This is a genomic window from Tistlia consotensis USBA 355 (genome assembly GCF_900177295.1).
GTDB lineage: Bacteria > Pseudomonadota > Alphaproteobacteria > Kiloniellales > DSM-21159 > Tistlia > Tistlia consotensis.
This window is the reverse complement of sequence record NZ_FWZX01000004.1, coordinates 219,074-236,625: the sequence shown is the minus strand read 5'-3', so window position 1 is coordinate 236,625 and position 17,552 is coordinate 219,074. Positions and strand designations below refer to the sequence as shown.

The following is a 17,552-nucleotide window of genomic DNA, read 5'->3' as shown; positions in this document are numbered from 1 at the left end:
CGGGGGGAATGGCGGGGGTGCAGGAACTGTTGAGCGTCGAGGACCTGGAGGTCGGCTTCCGCCTGCCCGAGGGCCAGCTGCGGGCGGTGCGCGGCATCTCCTTCAGGGTCCGTCCCGGCTCGACCGTGGCGCTGGTCGGCGAATCGGGCTCCGGCAAGTCGGTGGTCAGCCAGGCGATCCTGGGCATCCTGCCGAAAAGCGCCCGGATCACCGGCGGCCGCATCCTCTTCGCCGACCCGCAGGAGCAGGGGCAGGTCGTCGACATCGCGGCCCTGGACCGCAATTCGCGGGCGATGCGCAAGCTGCGCGGCGCGCGCCTGTCGATCGTCTTCCAGGAGCCGATGACCTCGCTGTCCCCGGTCCACACGATCGGCAACCAGATCGGCGAGGCGCTCGAGCTGCACCGCAACATCCACGGCCGCCAGGCCGACGAGCTGGTCGAGGAGATGCTCGGCCTGGTCGGCTTCCCCGATCCGAAGCGGGCGCTCAGGACCTATCCCTTCGAGCTGTCGGGCGGCCTGCGCCAGCGCGCGGTCATCGCCATGGCACTGATCTGCCGCCCGGCGCTGCTGATCGCCGACGAGCCGACGACCGCGCTCGACGTCACCATCCAGGCGCAGATCCTGAAGCTGCTCAAGGACCTGCAGGCCGAGCTCGGCATGGCGATCCTGCTGATCACCCACGATCTCGGCGTCGTCGCCAACATGGCCGAGGAGGTCGTGGTCATGTACCGCGGCCGGGTCATGGAACGCGGGCCCGTCGAGGACATCTTCCGCGACCCGCGTCATCCCTACCTCAAGGCCCTGCTCCACGCCGTCCCGCGCTTCGACATGGCGCCCGGCGAGCGCTTGGTGCCGCTGCGCGAGATCCAGACCGACTCCGACAGCGAGCTGCTGCGCCACTGGAAGGCGCAGCAGGACGACTCGCCGGCCGAGGCGCCGCTGCTCGAGGTCGAGGACCTGCACAAGGAGTTCGTGATCCGCAAGTCGGGCTGGAGCGCGGCCAAGAGCGCGGACCGCGTGCTGGCGGTCGACGGCGTCAGCTTCGCGATCCGGCGCGGCGAGTGCCTCGGCCTGGTCGGCGAATCGGGCTGCGGCAAGACCACCGTCTCGAAGATGATCATGCGCGCGCTGACGCCCGATTCCGGCCGCATCCTGTTCCGCGAGGGCGGCCGGGAGACCGACGTGCTGGCGCTCGAGGGCAGCGCGCTCATCGACTTCCGCAAGCGCATGCAGTTCGTCTTCCAGGATCCCTACAGCTCGCTGAACCCCCGCATGACGGTCTTCGAGATCCTCAGCGAGCCGCTGGTCATCCACGGCATCGGCGACGACTCCAGCCGCGCCGAGCTGGCCAAGGAGCTGATGCGCCTGGTCGGCCTCGACGTGCGCCACCTGAAGCGCTACCCGCACTCCTTCTCGGGCGGCCAGCGCCAGCGCATCGGCATCGCCCGGGCGCTCGCGCTGCGGCCCGAGCTGCTGATCTGCGACGAGCCGGTCTCGGCGCTCGACGTCTCGATCCAGGCGCAGATCCTCAACCTGCTGAGGGACCTGCGCGACGAGCTGGGGCTGACCTACCTGTTCATCAGCCACAACCTGGCGGTCGTCGACTACATCGCCGACCGGATCGCCGTGATGTGCCGCGGCCGGCTGGTCGAGCTGGCGCCCAAGCAGCTGCTGTTCAAGGAGCCGATCCATCCCTACACCCAGGCGCTGCTGGCCGCGGTGCCCGAGCCGAACCTGGCGCACCCCCTCGACCTCACGGCGCTGATGGAGGGCCGCGCGTCGGAGCCGGCGGCCTGGCCGGCGCCCTTCACGACCGACGGGCGGACCCGGCCGAGGCTGATCGACGTCGGCGAGGGCCACTACGTCCGCTTCGACCCCGAGGCCGGCGCCCTGGAGAGCCGCATGAGGCGGGCAATCTGATGCTGGCCTACACCCTGCGGCGCCTGCTGATCATGATTCCGACCCTGGCCGTGATCTCCTTCATCATCTTCGTGATCATCCAGCTGCCGCCCGGCGACTACCTGGAGACCTACATCGCCGAGCTGCAGGCCCAGGGCGAGGCGGTGGATCCCTCGAAGATCGCCTTCCTGCGCGAGCAGTACGGCCTCGACAAGCCCTTCATGGAGCAGTACGCGCACTGGGCCTGGGGCCTGGTGCACGGCGACCTCGGCTATTCCTTCGAATACCGCCTGCCGGTCACCGAGGTCGTCGGCGACCGCCTGCTGCTGACCGTGGTGGTCGCGGCGGCCTCGATCGTCTTCACCTACCTGGTCGCCTTCCCGATCGGCGTCTACACCGCGGTCAGGCAGTACTCCTTCGGCGACTATTCCCTTTCGTTCATCGGCCTGCTCGGCCTCGCCACGCCGAACTTCCTGCTCGGCCTGATCCTGCTGCACCTCGCCTACCAGTGGTTCGGCACCTCGATCGGCGGCCTGATGGACCCGCACTACATCAACAAGCCCTGGTCCTGGGGCAAGGCCGGCTCGGTGCTGGAACACCTCTGGGTGCCGGTGGTGGTGATCGGCACGGCGGGCACCGCCGCGATGATCCGCCGGCTGCGCGCCAACCTGCTCGACGAGCTGGAGAAGCAGTACGTGGTGACCGCCCGGGCCAAGGGCGTGCCGCCGCTCAAGCTGCTGTTCAAGTATCCGCTGCGTCTCGCGATCAACCCCTTCATCGCGGACATCGGCAACCTGCTGCCCCAGGTGATCTCGGGCGCGGCGGTGATCTCGGTGGTGCTCGACCTCAACACCACGGGCCAGATGCTGGTCAGCGCCCTGCAGAGCCAGGACATGTATCTCGCCGGCTCGTTCCTGATGTTCCAGTCGCTGCTCGTCGTGATCGGCGTCTATGTCTCGGACGTCGCCCTGGCGATGCTCGACCCGCGGATCCGGCTGACCGGGGGGGCGACCAAGTGACCGATCAGGCGCGCAAGCCCGGCGGCGAGCCGCTCGACCACTGGGTCGACGAGGCGCCCTTCGATCCCCACGAGCACGAGGCGATGACGCCGGAGCAGGAGCGCTACTACCTGGCCGGCCAGTGGACGATCATGTGGTGGAAGTTCAGGCGCCACCGCCTGGCCCTGGTGTCGCTCGCCGTGCTGGTCCTCTTCTACTCCTTCGTCCTCTTCGCCGAGATCCAGGCGCCCTACAACCTGCACAGCCGCCACACCGGCTTCATCTACGCGCCGCCCCAGGCGATCCACCTGTTCCACGACGGCCGTTTCGTCGGGCCCTTCGTCTACGGCTACGACCGGACGCTCGACATGAACACCCTGCAGCGCATCTACACCTCGAATCACGACAAGGTGCAGCCGCTGCGCTACTTCTGCTCCGGCGACGAGTACGAATTCTGGGGCCTGTTCACGGCCGACTTCCACCTGGTCTGCCCGGCCGAGGGCGGCCAGTTCTTCCCGCTCGGCACCGACCGGCTGGGCCGCGACGTGCTGAGCCGGATCATCTACGGCGCCCGCATCTCCCTGACCATCGGCCTGATCGGCATCACCCTGTCCTTCGCGCTCGGCGTGGTCATCGGCGGCCTCGCCGGCTACTACGGCGGCTGGGTCGACAACGTCGTGACGCGCTCCATCGAGATCATCCGCTCGTTCCCGGAGATCCCGCTGTTCATGACGCTCTCGGCGATCCTGCCGGTCACCTGGTCGCCGGTCGGCGTGTTCTTCGGCCTGACCATCATCCTGGCCTTCCTGGAGTGGCCGGGCCTGGCGCGGGCGGTACGCTCCAAGCTGTTCTCCCTGCGCGAGGAGGACTTCACGACGGCGGCCCAGCTGATGGGCGCCAAGCCGGCGCGGATCATCGGCCGGCACCTGCTGCCGAGCTTCACCAGCCACCTGATCGCCTCGGCGACCCTGTCGATCCCCTCGATCATCCTGGCCGAGACCGCGCTCTCCTTCCTCGGCCTCGGCCTCAGGCCCCCGGTCACCTCCTGGGGCGTGCTGCTGACCGAGGCGCAGTCAAGCTCGGTGATCAACGTCTATCCCTGGCTGCTGCTGCCCGGCGTGCCGGTCGTGCTGGTCGTGCTCGCCTTCAATTTCCTCGGCGACGGATTGCGCGACGCCGCCGACCCCTACAAATAAGGAAGGTGCCTCTCCCCGCCGGTTCCGGCGCAGCCTACGGAAAAGCCATTCGATGCAACCGGGCCTTCTGGCCAAGCTCCAGGGTGAGCTGCGCCGCTTCCGCGACAAGGAGTTCCTGAAAGCCACCATGGCCGCCTGCCTGCTGGTCGCCGAGGCCGACGGCGAGGTCGACCTGGCCGAGCAGGCGACGGTGCGCCAGGCCTTCGACCGCCTGCCGATCCTGCGCGAGCTCGATACCGCCAAGGCCCTGGAGCTGTTCGAGCTCTACCGCCAGGCCCTCGCCGATCCCCGCGAGGCGCCGCGCGCGCGCCGGGTGCTCTATCGCAAGGTCGAGCGCTTCCAGGGCCGCTACAAGCACGCCCGCACGCTGCTGCGCGCCGCCTACCTGGTGCTCGGCGCCGACGGCGTCGACCATCCCGACGAGATCCGCGAGTTCAAGCGCCTCTGCGGCCTGCTCGGCCTCGATCCCGGGCAGGTCATCGGCGAGGAGCAGGTCCGCGTCGGACGCTTCGACTGACCTTCGGTCAGGAGAGCTGCACGAGGTCGACCGGCTGGCCGACGCCGGCGACCGCCTCGCCGGGCAGCGGCCGGTGCGCCGGGCGCCGCTCGAAGCCCTGGCTGCAGGCCAGCTCGTAGGCCTCGGCCGTAGCCAGCGCCAGGCTGCCGACCCGCTTGTTGTGCTTCTCGAGCTTGGCCGAGAGGTTGACCGCATCGCCGATCACCGTGATCTCGAGCCGCTTGTCGGTGCCGACCGCGCCGAACAGCACCGGCCCGGTCGCGACGGCGCCGTTGACCCGGGGCGCCGGCCGGCCGGCGGCCTCGCGCTCGCCGCGCCAGCGCTCGGCCTCCGCGATCACCGCCTCGAGCGCCGCCAGCGCCTCGGCGGCATAGGCCGCGCTCTGCTGGGTCGCGCCGAACGAGGCCATGATCCCGTCGCCCAGGTACTTGTCGATCGAGCCGCCGTGGGCCTGGACGATCGGCACGACCAGGGCCTGGTACTCGCCGAGCAGCGCCAGGACCGCCTGGGGCGATTCGGTCTCGGCGAGGCGGGTGAAGCCGCGCAGGTCGAGATTGAGGATCGCCGCGTCGCAGACCTCGGCGCTGCCGGCCTCGATCGCCTGCTCGGCGCCCTTGATGCGCTGGGCGATCTGCGGCGCGAAGAAGCGCGACAGCTCCTGCGCCGCCATGCCCTCGCTGACCGATCGGACCAGCAGGTTGCGACCGCGGGTCAGGGCGACGCCGAGGACGATCGAGACGACCAGGATCGAGATGATCTTGTCGAACTCGGCGCCGATCAGGATCGAGTTCGAGGTCAGGTACTCGACGTAGTTGCGCGTGATCATCGAGTCGTGCGGGTCCGCATAGATCACGTAGGCGACCATCAGCAGCCAGCCGACCGCCGCGACCAGGCCCGACCAGACGACGAAACGGGCATCGAAGCGCAGGGCGCGCAGCGAGATGAAGATGAAGACGTAGAGCAGCGTCGGCGCCTTCAGGTAGAACGAGGGCGGCTGGCTGTACTGGATGTGGAACCACCAGATCAGCGCCATCAGCAGGGCCATGTCGACGACCGACGACAGGGCGACGGCCCAGTTCGGCAGGCGGCCGGCATAGGCCCAGGCGATGCGAACCAGGGTCAGCGTCAGGTAGATGCCGAGGGCGATCGGCACCGGCTGGATCTGCATGCTGTGCGGCGCGGTCTTCGGCGAGATGGCGTAGAGCGTGCCGAACAGCAGCACGATGCCGAGCTGCAGCCAGCCGATCAGGCGCTCGGTCCGGTCCTCCTGGGTCTGGATCGCCGCCCGGACGCGCTGCGGCAGCCGCAGGCGCTCGACGTCCCGGGCGAAGATCCGCCGGGGCAGGCGCCAGGTCCGGGCCGGGCTCAGCTCTCTGGAAACCATCGCAACCGCCTCCCTTCCTGGAGAAGGAGCAGGACGAAAGCCATAGCCGCATTCGCGGACACGGGCGGATCAGAAGCGCGTGATGGCTCCGAGCGCTCCCGGGCGCGCGCCGGCCCGGCTCCTCAGCCGACCCGTTCGAGCCACAGGCTGGTCTCGAGCGCGCCCGGCATCAGCGGCAGGCTCCCGGCGACGCCACGGGCCACCGCCTCGGCGAGCCGGGTCGAAGCCCAGCGGCTCGACCAGAGGATCGCCCAATCGCCGCTTTCCAGCAACGGCGGCAGGACCTGCTGCTCGTTGTAGCCGCGCCAGTCCCAGCTCTCCGGGTAGTCGTCGGGCAGGAAGATGTCGTGGATCTGCAGCAGGCAGCCGATCGGCAGGCGCGGCAGCACCCGGCCGAAGAAGAGGTCGACGTCGCTGCCCGGCACCAGCAGGTGGCTGGAGTCGATCGAGACGGCGTCGCCGGCCCGCAGCCCCTCGAAGGGCGCCGGGCCGACCTGCTGCAGCAGCGCGCGATGCAGGGTGATCGGCAGGCCGGCGACGTCGGCGCGCGGCGCCGGATCGATCGCCGTCAGCGCCAGTCCGAAGCCGCCGTCGCGGGCGGCGCGCCGGAAGAAGCGCGTCGAGTGGCCGGAGCCGACCTCGACCAGGCGGGGCGGCCTGCGCTCGCGCAGCAGGACGTAGGCCGCGGCGGCGTCGAGCCGGGGGAACCAGCTCTGGCGCCAGCGCGGCTCCGGCGGCGGCGCGTCGCCGATCGCCCGCAGGGCCTCGCCGTATCGCTCGACGCCTTCGAGCAGGGCGAGCAGCGCCGGCTCGGCAGCCTGGAAGCGCTCGGCGAGCTCGGGATAGGCGTTCGCGCGGACCCGCGGCGGCCAGCTTTCGGCATAGCGGTGCGGCAGGAAGAAGCCGCGCCGCGCGAGTCCGAGCAGGGTCGGCAGGCCGAGCGCCAGGCGCCGGCGCAGGCCCCGGCTCATCGGGCGCGGCTCATCGGGCGCGGCTCACGGCGAGAGCGTCATGCCCTCGCGCGCGACCACGGTGCCCGGGCGGGCGGCCTCGGCCTGCTCGGCGACCTGGCCCATGAAGGCGTCGTCGTGAGAGGGATCATGGTGGAAGATCGCGAGGCGGGCACCGGTCGCCTCGGCCAGCCGCACGCCCTCCTGCCAGGTCGAATGGCCCCAGCCGCGGTAGCGCGGGAATTCCGCGTCCGTGTAGCTCGAGTCGTAGATGATCAGGTCCGTGCCCTCGGCCAGGCGCAGGATGCGGGAGTCGCGCTCGCCCTCGACATGCTCGGTGTCGGTCAGGTAGCAGATCGAGCGGCCGCCGTACTCGATGCGGTAGCCGCAGGCGCCGTTCGGGTGGTTGAGCGCGGCGGTCTTCAGGGTCACGCCCGGCCGCGGCGTCAAGGTTTCGCCGCACTCGAAGTCGAGAAAGCTGCAGTCGGCGGCGAAGATCGCCGGCGGCACCGGGAACAGCGGCGCGGACATGAACTTGCAGAGGACGTGATGCAGGTCGACGCCGCCCTCGAGGTGGCCGGCGTGGAAGCGGATCCGGTTGCGCTTGTCGAACAGCGGGGCGAAGAACGGCACCCCGGCGATGTGGTCGATGTGCGTGTGGGTCAGGAAGATGTCGAAGTCGAGGCCTTCCGGCCCGCAGTCGTTGACCAGGCGCTGGCCGAGCGGACGCAGGCCGGTGCCGGCGTCGAAGATCAGCAGCTGGCCGCCGCAGCGCACCTCGAGACAGGAGGTGTTGCCGCCATAGCGGCTGTAGTCCGGCCCCGGGCAGGCAATCGAGCCGCGCACCCCCCAGAAGGTCACGGAGAAATCCGTTCCGCCCGTCAACGGCCGTCCTCGGACTGTGACATGACGCTCTCTATGTAGGCGATGGAGGGCGGCCGACCAAGCGCGGGTCCGGGCGGCTCAGGGAACCAGGCGATAGCCGCCCGGCTCGGTCACCAGGATGCGGGCGTTGGAGGGGTCGGTCTCGATCTTCTGGCGCAGCCGGTAGACGTGGGTCTCCAGGGTGTGGGTGGTCACGCCCGCGTTGTAGCCCCAGACCTCGCCGAGCAGGACGTCGCGGCTGATCGCGCGGTCGCCGGCGCGGTAGAGGTACTTCAGGATCGCCGTCTCCTTCTCCGTCAGGTGCACCTTGCGGCTGGTCTCGGCATGCTGCAGCAGCTTGGCCGCCGGCCGGAAGGTGTAGGGTCCGATCGAGAAGACCGCATCCTCGCTCTGCTCGTGCTGGCGCAGCTGCGCGCGCAGCCGCGCCAGCAGGACGCCGAGCTTGAAGGGCTTGGTGACGTAGTCGTTGGCGCCGGCGTCGAGGCCGAGGATCTGGTCGGCGTCGCTCTCCATGGCGGTCAGCATGATGACCGGCGACTTGACGCCGTTGCGGCGCAGCAGCCGGCAGACCTCGCGGCCATCCAGGTCGGGCAGCCCGACGTCGAGCAGGATCGCGTCGTAATGGTCGGCCTTCGCGAGATCGAGGGCCTTGCAGCCGGTCTCGGCCTGGACCGCCGAGAACTCCTCGTGGAGCTGCAGCTGCTCGGCGAGCGAGCCGCGCAGGGCGTCGTCGTCGTCGACGATCAGGATCTTCTTCGAAGCCGGCGTCCGCATCTCAGGTCGACACTCCCGCGTCGCTAGATCAGGTCGGTCGGGACCGAAACGATCCGGCCCGTCAATCATGATCTAGTTCAATGTTCTAGAGAGCGATCTCCCTGTCACCTCGCGTCGACGCGGCACGATCGCGCTCCAGACCTCCGGAACCGGGCGGAATCAGGAAATCGCCCCGTTTTGAGCTAGATAACATACCGACCTATGGAGCGCATGGTCCTTTTCGCCGAGGGCGTCGATGGCACTGAAGTGATGCCGGCCAGGCAAAGGCACGGCTGCGCCGGACAGTCCGCGGGCCTGCCAGGCGGCCAGGAATTCGGCCTGCTGGTCGCGGAACTCCTCGGGCTCCTCGTCGCCGACCGCCAGCAGGATCGGCGGCCCGTCCTCCGGGATCAGGGCCTGCGGGCTGCCCGCCGCGACCGCCGCGTCGTCGAGCTGCAGCACCTCCTGCTGATAGGACAGGCGGATCGGCTGCAGCTGATAGAGCCCCGAGACCGCGCAGGCGCCGCGCAGCAGGTCGCGCGGCAGGTCGTGACGCGACCAGTCGGCGACGGCCGCCATGGCGGCCAGGTGGCCACCTGCCGAGTGGCCCGCGACGACGATGCCCTCGCGGTCGAAGCCGAGCTCCTCGGCGTTCTCGTAGAGCCAGGCGACCGCCCGCTCGATCTCCTCGACCATCTGCGGGATGCGGCCGGCGGGCGCCAGGGTGTAGTTGATCGAGGCGAAGGCGACGCCGGCCTCGACGAAGGCCGGTGCCAGGTAGGAGAAGTCGCCCTTGTCGAGCGACTGCCAGTAGCCGCCGTGGATGAAGGCGACCAGCGGCGCCTCGCCGCCGCCGGCCGGGAAGTAGTCCAGCGTCTGCAGCGGCTGCTCGCCGTAGGGCAGGTCGAGGCGGCAGTCGAGCTGCGCGCGGACGCGGCGGCTGTCGTCGGCCCAATGGGCGAAGAACTCGACGTGCTCGGGCGTACGTGCCCGGAGATTGATCTGCCGATCGAGCGCGGCCTTGTCGTAGCCGCGCCAAAGGGTCCCGCCCATGCGCTTCAAGCCTCCCATGCGTTGCCGGCTGCTTCGTGCGAACCATGTATAGGCAGCGTGTCGCGCCAAAGAAAAGGGCCGACCGCACCGTTGCGGAGCGGTAGCCTGACCGCCGCCGCCCTCGCCGAAAGTCACGACGCCCGAATGGACCAGCACATCCCGACACAGCCTTCGGGCCCCGAAGCCGCCCACCGGGTGCAGCAGGCCCTGGCGGCCCTGCGCCGCGGCGCCGCCGTGGTCGTCGACGCCGCCGACGGCCCGCTCCTGGCGGCGGCTCCTGAGTGCCTCGACGAGGCGGGGCTGCGGGCGTTCCGCGCCCAGGCCGGCCGCGGCGGGCTGTGGCTGGCCTGCGCCGCCTGGCGCAGCCCGGACGGGCCGCGCGCCCTGGAGGTCTCCGGACTCGGTGCCGGCGAACTGCTCGCCCTCGTCGATCCGGCGCGCAGCCTCGAGGAGCTGGCGCGCGCGCAGCGCCTCGCGGCGGCCCCGACCGACGCCGATGCCGCCCTCGAGCTGTGCAAGCTGGCGCACCTGATGCCGGCGGCGCTGTTGGCGAGCAGCCAGCTCGACTGCCCCTGGCGGGTCTCGACCGGAGAGATCGCCGCCTATGCCGGCTGGGTCGACAGCGCCCTGATCCGCGTCGTCGAGGCCCGCGTGCCGCTGGCCTTGGCCGAGGACGCCCGGATCGTCGCCTTCCGGCCGCGCGACGGCGGCCGCGAGCATCTGGCGATCCTGGTCGGCCGCCCCGAGGACCAGGCGGAGCCGCTGGTCCGGATCCATTCCGAATGCTTCACGGGCGACCTGCTCGGCTCGCTGCGCTGCGACTGCGGCGAGCAGCTGCGCGGCGCGCTGGCGGCGATGAACGAGGCTGGCGCCGGCGTCCTGCTCTACCTCGCCCAGGAAGGCCGCGGCATCGGCCTGGTCAACAAGCTGCGCGCCTATTCGCTGCAGGATCGCGGCGCCGACACGCTGGAGGCCAACGAGGCCCTCGGCTTCGCCGGCGACGAGCGCAGCTACCAGCCCGCCGCCGCGATGCTGCAGGCGCTCGGCGTGGGCCGGGTGCGGCTGCTGACCAACAATCCGGACAAGCTGGCCGCCCTGGCGGCGGCCGGCGTCGAGGTCGTCGAGCGGGTGCCGCACAGCTTCCCCTCGAACGGCCACAACGAGAGCTATCTCGCGACCAAGGCGGAACGCTTCGGCCATCTTTTCTGATCGGCAGGATTTGCCGGGCAAGCGCCGGCTCCGAGCGGGGATCGCCGCCGTCAAGCCGTTGAAAGACAAAGCCTGCCGAACTGGCATCGGTCTTGCGTCAGGATCGGCGCAATGTCACGCGCCCTCGACTTCGACCCCTTCGTCCATCCGCCGCTGCAGGCCGGGCAGCGCGCTCAGCTGCGCGCCGAGGGCAAGATGGGGCCGGCCGACCGCGAGCTGACGTTCGGCGAGTTCCTCGACGCGATCAATCCGCTGCAGCACATCCCCATCGTCGGATCGATCTACCGCGCGATCACCGGCGACACGATGGACAGCACCGCCTCGGTGGTCGGCTCGATGATCTACGGCGGCCCGGTCGGCATGGTCGCCGGGCTGGTCGATGCCGTGGTGCAGCAGGCCAGCGGCCACGACATCGGCGGGCTGGCGCTCGCCATGGTCAGCGGCGAGGACATCACGGCGCCGGTCGCGGCGACGGCCAGCGCGGCGACCGCCGCCGCCGAGCAGGCCGCATCGGCGGCGGCCACGGGCGCCGATGCGGCGGTGGCGACGGCGGCGCAGACGGCGGCAGTCGCGGGGGCCGTCACGGCGGACGCCGCACAGCCGGCCACCTCCCGGGCGGCAGCCGCGGCCACGCCGCCTGCGGCCGAGCCGGCGGCGATGGCCGGGGCTGCAGCCATGGCCGGGCCGGCGGCCGTGGCCGAGCCGACGGCGGCGACCGGGGACGGCAAGGTGCTGGAAGGCAAGGATGCGCTGGCCGCGCTGGCCGCGGACCTGCGCGCTGCGGCGTCCGGCAGGCCGACCGCCTCGACGGCCGCCGCGCCGTTGCGCGCGAGCGCCGCGGCCCAGCAGGCCGCGGCCTCCGAGGTGCCACCGCCCGGCAGCTTCATGCCGCTCAAACAGCGCGACTTCGGCGGTCCCGAGCTGGCCACGAAGCTCAATCCCGCGCACGCCGCCGGCGAGAGCCGCCTCGGCCAGGACACCGTGCGCTCGAAGGGGCTGTTCCCGGCCAGCCTGAGCGTCGCCGCGGAGCGTGCACCGGCCGCCGCGGCCGAGCCGGCGGCGAGCGGCGCTCCGGCCGCGCCCGGCCTGCAGGCCGATCAACGCTTCGCGGGCGAGATCGCGCCGCGCACGAACTTCACCGACCGCATGATGGAAGCGCTGAACAAGTACCAGGCGCTGAGCCGGCAGAACGAGGGCGCCGGGGCGGTGAACTGAGCGGGCCCTGGCCGAGGTCCGTCGCAGGCGCTATAGGGCTGTCATGGATCTCCTGGTCGGCCCGGACAGCGACGACGGCGGCCGGTGGCAGGCCTGCTGGAACGGACGGCGCTTTCGCTGCGCGGTCGGCCGAGGCGGGCTGATCGCCGCCGCGACCAAGCGTGAGGGCGACGGCGCGACGCCGCTCGGCCGTTGGCCGCTGCGCCGCCTGCTCTACCGGCCCGATCGGGAGCGCCCGGACGCCGCCTGGCGGCTGCCGAGCCTGGCCATCGCGCCCGGGGACGGCTGGTGCGACGACCCCGGACACCCGGACTACAACCGTGCCGTCGCCCTGCCCTTTCCGGCCGGCCACGAACGGCTGTGGCGCGACGACAGCCTCTACGACCTGGTGGTTGTGCTCGGCCACAACGACAGTCCGCCGGAGCCGGGGCTGGGCAGCGCGATCTTCCTGCACTGCGCGCGGCCCGACTGGCGGCCGACCGAGGGCTGCGTCGCCCTGGCGCCTGAGGACCTGCGCAGCCTGCTGCGCGAGGTCGGCCCGGAGGACGCCGTGCTGGTGACCGATCTCCTGCCGCCTCAGGGGTAGCTGCGACGTCCGAAGATCGCGCTGCCGACGCGCACGTGGGTCGCGCCGAGCTGGACGGCGGCCTCGAAGTCCGCGCTCATGCCCATCGACAGGCCGGTCAGGCCGCAGTCGCCGGCGAGCCGGCGCAGCAGGCCGAAGTGCGGCGCCGGTGCCTCGTCCACTGGCGGGATGCACATCAGGCCCTCGACCGGCAGGCCGAGCTCGTCGCGGCAGAGGCGCACGAAGGCCGCTGCCTCGGCCGGCGTGATGCCGGCCTTCTGCGGCTCCTCGCCGGTGTTGACCTGGACGAAGCAGCGCGGCCGCCGGCCCTGCCTGGCCATCTCCTTGGCGAGCGCGCGCGCCAGCTTCTCACGGTCGACCGACTGGATGACGTCGAACAGGGCGACCGCGTCGGCGGTCTTGTTGCTCTGCAGCGGTCCGATCAGGTGCAGCTCGAGGTCGGGGTGGCGCCGGCGCAGCTCCGGGAACTTCGCCTGGGCCTCCTGGACGCGATTCTCCCCGAACACCGTCTGACCAGCCGCCAGTGCCGCCTCGACCGCCCCGATACCGAAGGTCTTGGAGACCGCGACCAGGGTCACCTGCCCCGCCGGCCGGCCGACCTCGAGCGCCGCCCGCTCGATGCGGCGGCGGATGTCGGCGAGATTGGCGGCGACCCCGGCGGCGTCGGCGGCTTCGCTCATCCCTGGACTCCTGCGGTTTGCGCGAGCGGCAAGGCGCCCTCGACCGGTCGGCCGTCGGCGTCCAGATAGCCGAAGCGGCGCATGCCGTCGCGGCAGCCCTCGACCAGTCGCTCGACCTGCGCCGGCGTGTAGAGCTCGCGCCAGGCGCCGCTGCGCCCCTGGCGGAAGAAGCGCTCGGCGTTGGGCGAGCGCTCGACGAAGCCGTCCTGCTCCTCCAGGCGGCGCAGCACGCCGAAGGACGAGAAGCGCAACGCCCGCTGGAAGCGCTGGCGGTCGAGCGGCAGCCCCAGGAAGCGGACCAGGCCAGCGAAGGACCGCTCCGGATCGCTCTTGAGGTCCTCGTAGCGCAGGAAGTGGCGGCGCAGGCCGGGGGCGTCGAGCCAGCTCGCTGCATGCTCCTGCCAGCTGCCGAGATAGACGAAGGTCAGGCGATCGTGGCGCGGGATGTGGTTGTTCGGGTCGCAGAGGTAGTCGATCGCCGTGTCGAGATCGATGCCGAAGTGGTCGGCATAGGACGGCGCGACGTCGAGCGGGTTGCGCAGGACATAGACTGCGCCGCTGGTGACGCTCGGCTCGACGGTCGGCGAGCCCTTGAGCACGGCGATCTTGCTGTGGGTCTTGCACAGCAGGGTGTCGGGCCGCGAGGCGGCGATCATCCGCTGGGCCTGGGGCCGCAGGCGGTTGACCTCCTCGTCGTCGATCTCCTCGTAGGGCTTGCCGGTCAGGGTCTCGTATTCGCCGACCCGCTGGTCGCTGACCAGGAAGCGGTTGAGCTCGTTGATGTCGAGCGGTCCCGGGCGGTTGGCGAAGAGATTGGCCAGGAACGCCCGCACCCAGGTGTTGCCGGACTTCGGATAGGACGCGAGCCAGAGGATGTCTGCCACGAGCGCGCGCCGCCGCTAGAGCACGGGCCGGTCGTCGGCATCGAGATAGCCGAAGCGGCGCATCGCCTCGCGATTCGCCTCGATCAGCCGCTGGCGCTGTGCCGCGTCGAGCGTCTCGAAGCCCTTGCCGATGCGGCCGACGCGGAAGAACTTCTCGGCCTGGGGCGAGCGCTCGAGGAAGCGATACTGATCCTCCTGACGCCGCGCCTCGTCGAACGAGGCGAAGCCGACCGCCCGCTCGATCCGCTCGGCGTCATGGGTGACGCCCAGGTGCCGGATGACCTTCGCGAAGGACTCGGCGGGCGCGCGCAGCATGTCCTCGTAGCGCAGCACCAGGGGCTTGAGCGGCGCCGCCTCGGCCCAGCGGATGGCATGGCTGCCCCAGGCGCCGATCTTCTGGCCGATCGTGCGCTTGCCGTCGCCCTGCAGCTCGCTGCCCGGGGAGCAGAGCGAGGAGACGGCGTTGTCGAGGCTGAGCCCGTAGTGGTGCGCGACGGAATCCGCGACGTCGAAGGGGTTGCGCACGAGATAGACCGTCGCCCGGGTCGCCGGCACGGTGATCGAGGGGATGCCGTCCTCGACGTAGAGCGCACTGTGGGTCTTGATGAGGATCAGGTCCGGGCCCTGGGTCGAGAGCAGGCGGTGGACGCGGGGCTTCAGCCGGTGGATCGTCGCCAGGTCGAGCGCGCCCGCCGGCCGGCCGGTCAGCTTGACGTAGGGCTCGGCGATCATGTCGCCGAAGGTCAGCTTGTGGATCTGGTTGATCGGAAAGGGCTCGCTGCGGTCGAGCAGGTAGTTGGCGAGGAACAGGCGTAGCCAGGTGTTGCCCGACTTCGGGTAGGAGGCCAGCCAGACCAGGGTCGGCCGGACGGGCGGCAACGCGGCGGCGGCCGGGCCGGTCGGGCCGAGGGTCGGTTTCGGAAGGGGCGGTTGCAGGGTCGGCATGGCCTCAGAGCGGCTTCGATGGTCTGGTTCTGATCGTCGCCGGAGCGGCAGGACGGCGGCGGCACGGCCCGGCGGCCGGCGCGGGCGGCATAGCACGCCTCATGACGCCGGCTCCAGGCCAACCGCATGGTCGACCGGGCGGCCGTCCGCGTCCAGATAGCCGAAGCGTCGCATCGCCTCGCCGTGCGCGGCCACGAGGCGGCCGCGCTGCTCTTCGCCGAGGCGGTCGCGACCCCGGCCGATCTGCCCGGCCCGAAAGAACCGCTCCGCCTTGCTCGACCCTTCGACGAAGCCGACCCGTTCCTCCTGGCGCCGTGCCTCGTCGAAGGCGGCGAAGCCGATCGCCCTCTCGACGCGCGGCGGATCGCAGGGCAATCCGAGATGCCGCACCACGGCGGAGAAGGCGCCGAGCGGGTCGCGGCGCAGGTCCTCGTAGCGCAGCACCAGCGGGTTCAGCGGCGCGGCATCGGCCCAGCGGGTCGCGTGGCTGCCCCAGTCGCCGATCCGCTGCCCGAGCTTGCGGCGCGGGTCGCCGCGCAGCAGCGCGTTGGGCGAGCAGAGCGTGTCGACGGCCTGGTCGAGGCCGACGCCGAAATGCTGGGCGAAGGAGTCGGCGACGTCGAAGGGGTTGCGCACGAGATAGACCGTCGCCCGGGTCGCCGGCACGGTGATCGAGGGAATGCCGTTCGAGACGTAGAGCGCGACGTGGGTCTTGACCAGGATCAGGTCCGGCCCCTGGGTCGAGAGCAGGCGGTGGACCTGAGGTCGCAGGGCGTGGACCGTCGCCTCGTCGAGCGCCTCGATCGGCCTGCCGCTCAGCTTGACGTAGGGCTCGGCGACGTTGTCGGCGAAGGTCAGCTTCGGCAGATCGTTGATCGGAAAGGGCTCGCTGCGGTCGAGCAGGTAGTTGGCGAGGAACAGGCGCAGCCAGGTGTTGCCCGACTTCGGATAGGAGGCGAGCCAGACCAGGGTCGGCCGGACAGGCGGCGTCGCACCCGGTGGCGGGGGCCTGAGCGTCGCCATGGCCTCACACCGGCTCCAGGGCGCCGGACCGGATCAGGTCCTGGAGCGCCTCGTCGAGCGCGGCCGCCGGCCGGTCGGGGAAAGCGGCCTGCAGGTCGCTGAGCGCGAAGAGCTCGACACGGCGCGCCCACTCGGCCAGCTGCGCGGCCAGGGGCCCGCCCGGCGTCGGCGCGGCGTCGAGCAGCCCGGCCCGGCGCAGCCGGAAGCGATGGTTCGGCCGGCGATGCGGCAGGTTGTAGACGGCATACTGCTCGAAGGCCTTGGCACGCAGGAACTGCCGCATCGTCTCGGCCTGTTGCGGCTGGCCGACCACGGCCCGCAGCTGCTCGGCGACCTCGACGAGCTGCCGGGCGAGCGCCTCCGGCTCGTCGAAATGGGCGAGCGGCTCGCGGAATGCCGGGATCTTCGGCAGGTCGCGCACCAGCAGGTTGACGAAATCCTGGACCACGAAATGGCAAACGCCATAGCCGACGTGGACCGCGGCGTCGGTCTCCGCCAGCGCCTGGTGGTAGAAGCCGGGCGGCACGTAGAGCAGGTCGCCGGGCTCGAGCGTCACCTCGAACAGCAGCGGGCCCTTGCGCTTCTCGCCCTCCTCGGGCGAGACGCTGGGGCTGTCGAAGCCGGGAATGCGCGCCGGATTCTGCTCGCGGTTGGCATAGATCTTCCAGGTCTTGCGGCCGACGATCTGCAGCGCAAAGACGTTCTGGGTGTCGAAGTGGACGTGATAGCCCTGGACCTTGTGCCAGGAGGCGAAGAGGCTGACGGAGACCGGCGCGCCGGCCGCCGAGGCGACCGCCGCCGCGGTCGAGCGGATGCCGGGCAGCAGCGTGTCGATGTAGTTCAGTACGACCGTCGCGCCGCGGGCGACCAGCTCCTGGACTCGCTGGCTGTCCGGCTTCAGCGTGCGCCGGCCCTCCCGATCGATGCCCTCGTAGCAATAGGCCTGGGGCGGCAGGGAGCGCCCGTTGAGCGCGAGCTCCAGTGACGAATCGCTCCAGATCGAGGTCATCGCCATGATCTCGTTGATCTGCGGCCAGGTCACCGTGCGGCCGGCCTTGTCGATCGCCCCGGCCGGAATGTGCAGCGGCCGGCGACCGTAGTAGTCGGCGAAGAAGCGGGCGGGCTCCAGCGGTGCGATCAACGCACGGAAGCTGAGCGGTGCCTCCGAAGGCGCACTCCCGGGAGAGGCGGCGGTCGGCTTGGCGAGCCCGGCAGATGTCACGTGGCGGTGCTCCGGTATCCGGGGCCGGACGGCGCGATCGGTCCGGCTGTCTGGAGACTAGTCACGGCAGTCACGGAACGCAAACGGAACGCTCGGTGGTCGCGGAACGGAAAAGGGGAGCAGCCGGAGCTGCTCCCCTTCCCGCAAAACA

The 17,552-nt window shown here is 71.0% G+C and carries 17 protein-coding genes; 7 read left to right on the top strand and 10 right to left on the bottom strand.

Features of this window, described 5'->3' with window-relative positions; translation table 11 throughout:
* Positions 1 to 8 precede the first annotated feature (8 nt).
* The 4 genes from B9O00_RS07930 to B9O00_RS07915 are packed head-to-tail and all read left to right on the top strand — an operon-like array spanning position 9 to position 4,612.
* Complete coding sequence (locus tag B9O00_RS07930; protein WP_085121926.1) at positions 9 to 1,922, top strand: ABC transporter ATP-binding protein; 1,914 nt, start codon at positions 9 to 11, stop codon at positions 1,920 to 1,922.
* The gene (locus B9O00_RS07925) at positions 1,922 to 2,920 is read left to right on the top strand and encodes an ABC transporter permease (RefSeq protein ID WP_085121925.1); all 999 of its coding nucleotides are present in this window, start codon (positions 1,922 to 1,924) and stop codon (positions 2,918 to 2,920) included. Before B9O00_RS07930 ends, B9O00_RS07925 begins: the two co-directional genes overlap by 1 nt.
* Positions 2,917 to 4,095, top strand: coding sequence for an ABC transporter permease (locus B9O00_RS07920; RefSeq protein ID WP_235017065.1), 1,179 nt, complete (start codon positions 2,917 to 2,919; stop codon positions 4,093 to 4,095). Before B9O00_RS07925 ends, B9O00_RS07920 begins: the two co-directional genes overlap by 4 nt.
* A 52-nt stretch (positions 4,096 to 4,147) precedes the next feature.
* Positions 4,148 to 4,612: a tellurite resistance TerB family protein gene (locus tag B9O00_RS07915; RefSeq protein ID WP_085121924.1), complete on the top strand. Its 465-nt coding sequence runs from the start codon at positions 4,148 to 4,150 to the stop codon at positions 4,610 to 4,612.
* 7 nt (positions 4,613 to 4,619) lie between these two features.
* On the opposite strand, the gene B9O00_RS07910 is transcribed toward B9O00_RS07915, so the two are convergent.
* The 5 genes from B9O00_RS07910 to B9O00_RS07890 form a co-directional block, all read right to left on the bottom strand.
* Complete coding sequence (locus B9O00_RS07910; RefSeq protein WP_085121923.1) at positions 4,620 to 5,996, bottom strand: adenylate/guanylate cyclase domain-containing protein; 1,377 nt, start codon at positions 5,994 to 5,996, stop codon at positions 4,620 to 4,622.
* Between the two features lie 122 nt (positions 5,997 to 6,118).
* A complete protein-coding gene (locus tag B9O00_RS07905; RefSeq protein ID WP_085121922.1) occupies positions 6,119 to 6,967 on the bottom strand; it encodes a class I SAM-dependent methyltransferase in 849 nt (282 codons plus the stop codon).
* Positions 6,968 to 6,991: 24 nt separating this feature from the next.
* Entirely contained in the window at positions 6,992 to 7,807 is an 816-nt protein-coding gene (locus B9O00_RS07900; RefSeq protein ID WP_085121921.1) for an MBL fold metallo-hydrolase, read from the bottom strand.
* A gap of 102 nt (positions 7,808 to 7,909) precedes the next feature.
* On the bottom strand, positions 7,910 to 8,605 hold the full coding sequence (locus B9O00_RS07895; RefSeq protein WP_085121920.1) for a response regulator transcription factor: 696 nt from the start codon (positions 8,603 to 8,605) through the stop codon (positions 7,910 to 7,912).
* A 159-nt stretch (positions 8,606 to 8,764) separates the two neighbouring features.
* Positions 8,765 to 9,637 carry an alpha/beta hydrolase gene (locus B9O00_RS07890; protein WP_159460143.1) on the bottom strand — a complete coding sequence of 291 codons (873 nt, stop codon included), beginning with the start codon at positions 9,635 to 9,637 and terminating at the stop codon, positions 8,765 to 8,767.
* Between the two features lie 144 nt (positions 9,638 to 9,781).
* Between B9O00_RS07890 and ribA the strand changes: the two genes are divergently transcribed.
* The 3 genes from ribA (at position 9,782) to B9O00_RS07875 (ending at position 12,647) form a co-directional block, all read left to right on the top strand.
* Positions 9,782 to 10,846, top strand: a complete 1,065-nt coding sequence (gene ribA / locus B9O00_RS07885; protein WP_085121918.1) for a GTP cyclohydrolase II — start codon at positions 9,782 to 9,784, stop codon at positions 10,844 to 10,846.
* A gap of 111 nt (positions 10,847 to 10,957) precedes the next feature.
* Positions 10,958 to 12,061, top strand: a complete 1,104-nt coding sequence (locus B9O00_RS07880; RefSeq protein ID WP_085121917.1) for a hypothetical protein — start codon at positions 10,958 to 10,960, stop codon at positions 12,059 to 12,061.
* A 43-nt stretch (positions 12,062 to 12,104) separates the two neighbouring features.
* On the top strand, positions 12,105 to 12,647 hold the full coding sequence (locus tag B9O00_RS07875) for a L,D-transpeptidase family protein (protein WP_085121916.1): 543 nt from the start codon (positions 12,105 to 12,107) through the stop codon (positions 12,645 to 12,647).
* On the opposite strand, the gene B9O00_RS07870 is transcribed toward B9O00_RS07875, so the two are convergent.
* From B9O00_RS07870 to B9O00_RS07850, 5 genes are all read right to left on the bottom strand, one after another.
* A complete protein-coding gene (locus tag B9O00_RS07870; protein WP_085121915.1) occupies positions 12,638 to 13,327 on the bottom strand; it encodes a YggS family pyridoxal phosphate-dependent enzyme in 690 nt (229 codons plus the stop codon). The genes B9O00_RS07875 and B9O00_RS07870 overlap by 10 nt on opposite strands.
* Entirely contained in the window at positions 13,324 to 14,211 is an 888-nt protein-coding gene (locus tag B9O00_RS07865) for a sulfotransferase domain-containing protein (protein WP_085121914.1), read from the bottom strand. Before B9O00_RS07865 ends, B9O00_RS07870 begins: the two co-directional genes overlap by 4 nt.
* A 15-nt stretch (positions 14,212 to 14,226) precedes the next feature.
* Positions 14,227 to 15,156, bottom strand: coding sequence for a sulfotransferase domain-containing protein (locus B9O00_RS07860; protein WP_085121913.1), 930 nt, complete (start codon positions 15,154 to 15,156; stop codon positions 14,227 to 14,229).
* Positions 15,157 to 15,255: 99 nt separating this feature from the next.
* Positions 15,256 to 16,179 (bottom strand): sulfotransferase domain-containing protein, encoded by a 924-nt coding sequence (locus B9O00_RS07855; RefSeq protein WP_085121912.1) that lies wholly within the window; start codon positions 16,177 to 16,179, stop codon positions 15,256 to 15,258.
* Between the two features lie 4 nt (positions 16,180 to 16,183).
* Positions 16,184 to 17,401 (bottom strand): JmjC domain-containing protein, encoded by a 1,218-nt coding sequence (locus B9O00_RS07850; RefSeq protein WP_159460142.1) that lies wholly within the window; start codon positions 17,399 to 17,401, stop codon positions 16,184 to 16,186.
* Positions 17,402 to 17,552 lie beyond the last annotated feature (151 nt).

Bases quoted from the DNA above. Each gene is read 5' to 3' on its own strand.
- B9O00_RS07930 (WP_085121926.1), top strand. From the start codon at position 9: ATGGCGGGGGTGCAGGAACTGTTGAGCGTCGAGGACCTGGAGGTCGGC.
- B9O00_RS07925 (WP_085121925.1), top strand. From the start codon at position 1,922: ATGCTGGCCTACACCCTGCGGCGCCTGCTGATCATGATTCCGACCCTG.
- B9O00_RS07915 (WP_085121924.1), top strand. From the start codon at position 4,148: ATGCAACCGGGCCTTCTGGCCAAGCTCCAGGGTGAGCTGCGCCGCTTC.
- B9O00_RS07910 (WP_085121923.1), bottom strand. From the start codon at position 5,996: ATGGTTTCCAGAGAGCTGAGCCCGGCCCGGACCTGGCGCCTGCCCCGG.
- B9O00_RS07905 (WP_085121922.1), bottom strand. From the start codon at position 6,967: ATGAGCCGGGGCCTGCGCCGGCGCCTGGCGCTCGGCCTGCCGACCCTG.
- B9O00_RS07895 (WP_085121920.1), bottom strand. From the start codon at position 8,605: ATGCGGACGCCGGCTTCGAAGAAGATCCTGATCGTCGACGACGACGAC.
- B9O00_RS07890 (WP_159460143.1), bottom strand. From the start codon at position 9,637: ATGGGCGGGACCCTTTGGCGCGGCTACGACAAGGCCGCGCTCGATCGG.
- ribA (WP_085121918.1), top strand. From the start codon at position 9,782: ATGGACCAGCACATCCCGACACAGCCTTCGGGCCCCGAAGCCGCCCAC.
- B9O00_RS07880 (WP_085121917.1), top strand. From the start codon at position 10,958: ATGTCACGCGCCCTCGACTTCGACCCCTTCGTCCATCCGCCGCTGCAG.
- B9O00_RS07875 (WP_085121916.1), top strand. From the start codon at position 12,105: ATGGATCTCCTGGTCGGCCCGGACAGCGACGACGGCGGCCGGTGGCAG.
- B9O00_RS07870 (WP_085121915.1), bottom strand. From the start codon at position 13,327: ATGAGCGAAGCCGCCGACGCCGCCGGGGTCGCCGCCAATCTCGCCGAC.
- B9O00_RS07860 (WP_085121913.1), bottom strand. From the start codon at position 15,156: ATGCCGACCCTGCAACCGCCCCTTCCGAAACCGACCCTCGGCCCGACC.
- B9O00_RS07855 (WP_085121912.1), bottom strand. From the start codon at position 16,179: ATGGCGACGCTCAGGCCCCCGCCACCGGGTGCGACGCCGCCTGTCCGG.